Raw genomic sequence first — 2971 nt, forward strand, 5'->3', positions numbered from 1 at the left:
ACTAGCGCCCCGGTTTTATATATCACACGCTTTTTTACTACGGGCTTATGCACTTTCGGTGCCCGTACAACGGTCTTCTGTATCACTGTTTTGTGCTCGGGAGAACGGCGAACAACGGTTTCTTTAACCACCACTTTGCTCTTGGCGACGTTGTTATCTAGTATTCTCTTCTCAATAACATCACGACTATGACGCTCGTCTTTATGCTGTGCCAGACTCAAGGTTGGTAAAGCAATTAAGCTAACAGCCAAGGGTAATAACCATTTCATATTCATAGTGATTCCTTAATAACGATTTCTGTTAGGGCCGATACTAGGCTGCAAAACTGAATATAAACTGACTGCAACGCCCTGCGCCTGTTACTTTACGCAAACTTTGTAGTTCTTAACTTTTCTTAACTTTCACACCCCTTTCTGCTTTAACGTCAATAACGGTAACGTTCTACAACAGCAACTTCCGCAACAGCGAAAATATCTAACGAGGGCAAGGTATTCTAAACGGGCAATGTCGACGTGAGCTCGCGCCTTCTTGAAACATGAAGAAACGCCTTTTAAATACAATCCGGTGCATTACTCGCGTTTGCATTACACCTTTACGGATTGCACATTAATTTTTTCGTCACCGCGCAATTAGCGCCAATCACAAGATATGATTACTTTTTTGTAGCAAGTTAATTTACTCTAAAGATAAATGACCAGAAATAAGGCGCTCACATGCAGTTAAACGTAAACGGTACATCTCACGAAGTGGACGTAGATGACGAAATGCCCCTACTTTGGGTGTTACGTGACGAGCTTGATATCACCGGACCTAAGTTTGGCTGCGGCATTGCGATGTGCGGCGCTTGTACTGTACATATTAACGGACAACCTGCCCGTTCATGTTCAATTCCTGTTGGTCAAGTATCTGGTCTTGTGACCACAATTGAAGGCTTAGGCACGCCAGATGCTATGCATGAAGTACAAGCGGCGTGGGTTGAACATCAAGTCGCCCAATGTGGTTATTGCCAACCTGGGCAAATTATGTCGGCGGCGGCACTGTTGCAAATGAACCCGAACCCTGACGATGAAGCCATTGACCGCGCCATGTCAGCGAACTTATGTCGTTGTGGAACCTACCCGAGAATTCGCGCTGCGGTGAAAACAGCCGCACAAAATATTCGGGAGAAAAACGCATGAGTACACTTGGTAAAATTACCCGTCGCACCTTTGTAATTGGCTCAGCAGCCATTGCGGGCGGTGTACTATTTGGCACTTATAAATACAAACAACCTTACTCTAACCCGCTCAAAAAAGGACTTGCCCCAGGCGATACCGCCCTGACACCTTATGTACTGATAAATGCAACCGGCGTCACCATTATCGTCCCCCGAGCTGAAATGGGCCAAGGGGTAAAAACCACACTTGCTGTATTAGTGGCAGAAGAATTGGACATAGACGTAGAAAACGTCACCATTGATCACGGCGTGCCGGCACATGCTTATTACAACGCTGCCGTATTAGAGGAGGGCGTGCCTATTCCCCCCCAAGACAACAGCGCCATGGCAAAAATGGCCCGTAACTTTATGCATGTACCGGCGAAATTTTTCGGGGTGCAAGTTACTGGGGGCTCATCATCTACCGTAGATGCGTTTGAAAAAATGCGTTTGGCCGGAGCGACCGCCAGAGAAGCCTTGCTATTAGCCGCGAGTGCTAAGTTAAATGTGCCAAAAAACACCTTAAGAACGGACAACGGCGAAGTGATTGCACAAGACGGGAAGCGCCTTTCTTACACTGAATTAGCCACCTTAGCCGCAAGTATAGAGTTACCTGATGAGGTAAAGCTCAAACCACAGAGTGAGTGGAAACAAATAGGTAAGCCCATTGCTAGAGTGGATATGGTGGAAAAGTGCACCGGTACCGCCACTTTTGGTATCGATGTACTGCAAGATGAAATGCTCTACGCTACCGTTAAGGTTAATCCGCACCTTGGGGCGAAATGCAATTCCTATACGGCGAATAATGCGGCGAACATGAAAGGAGTTAAAGCAATTTTACCTCTTGGCGATGTGGGTGTTGCAGTGGTTGCAACCAATACTTGGTATGCATTTAAAGCCGCCGAGAAAATTGATTTTGACTGGGCCAAAACACAGTATGCGCAAACCACAGATGAGCTGTTTGCATCGGCCGTCGCTGCTTTTACAAATGAACATCAAGACAGCCAAATGCGTAATGACGGTGACATAGAAGCCGTCATCGGCCAAGCGGGTAACGCCACCATACACCGGGAGTACCGAGCACCATTGCTCGCTCACGCCACGATGGAGCCGATGAATGCCACGGCATTGATGAAAAATGGCGAGCTAGATGTATGGGTCGGTACGCAAATGGCCACGTATGCGCTATCCGAAGCCTCTCGGGTATCTGGCATAGACTCAGAAAACATTCGAATTCACACTACTTATTTGGGCGGCGGTTTTGGTCGACGTTTAGAGATGGACTTTATTATTTACGCGGTCATGGTAGCCAAACAGCTTGAGGGCACGCCGGTGAAAGTCACTTGGACTCGAGAAGAGGACATGACCCACGACAGTTATCGACCTTTCGCCGTAGCCCGCTTCGAAGGCCTCACTGAGGACAAGAGTATCAGTGCATTAGATATGAAAATATCCTCTCCTTCGGTGATGGAATCGCAAATGGGCCGCTTAGGCGTATCAATACCCGGACCAGATAGCACCATAGTGCAAGCCCTATGGGATCAAGCCTACATGATAGAGAATTACCGCGTGACCGGTTACCGCGTGCCCAAGGGTATCCCCGTCAGCTCTTGGCGCTCTGTGGGGGCTTCACAAAACGGCTTTTTTAGTGAATCCATGATGGACGAGCTAGCCATTGAAGCCAACGCCGATCCTATTGAAATGCGCTTAAGCCTAATCACCCATGAACCTACTCGAAACGTACTTGAAACCGCCGCCAAGATGGCTAACTGGGGT

At 47.8% G+C, this 2971-nt stretch carries 2 protein-coding genes and 1 pseudogene; 2 read left to right on the top strand and 1 reads right to left on the bottom strand.

From position 1 onward, the window contains the following. Positions 1-275 (bottom strand): annotated as a pseudogene (locus GMES_RS08325) (DUF6515 family protein); the annotation flags it as partial. 438 nt (positions 276-713) lie between these two features. On the opposite strand from GMES_RS08325, the gene GMES_RS08330 reads away from it, so the two are divergent. Continuing rightward, complete coding sequence (locus tag GMES_RS08330; protein ID WP_006992201.1) at positions 714-1178, top strand: (2Fe-2S)-binding protein; 465 nt, start codon at positions 714-716, stop codon at positions 1176-1178. After that, a partial coding sequence (locus tag GMES_RS08335; protein ID WP_039986949.1) for a xanthine dehydrogenase family protein molybdopterin-binding subunit occupies positions 1175-2971 on the top strand: 1797 nt, incomplete at its 3' end. The genes GMES_RS08330 and GMES_RS08335, both read left to right, overlap by 4 nt.

Source organism: Paraglaciecola mesophila KMM 241, assembly GCF_000315015.1.
Lineage (GTDB): Bacteria > Pseudomonadota > Gammaproteobacteria > Enterobacterales > Alteromonadaceae > Paraglaciecola > Paraglaciecola mesophila.

What these genes read in the sequence shown, in the direction of transcription:
- GMES_RS08330 (WP_006992201.1), top strand. Translation starts at nt 714, where the DNA reads ATGCAGTTAAACGTAAACGGTACATCTCACGAAGTGGACGTAGATGAC.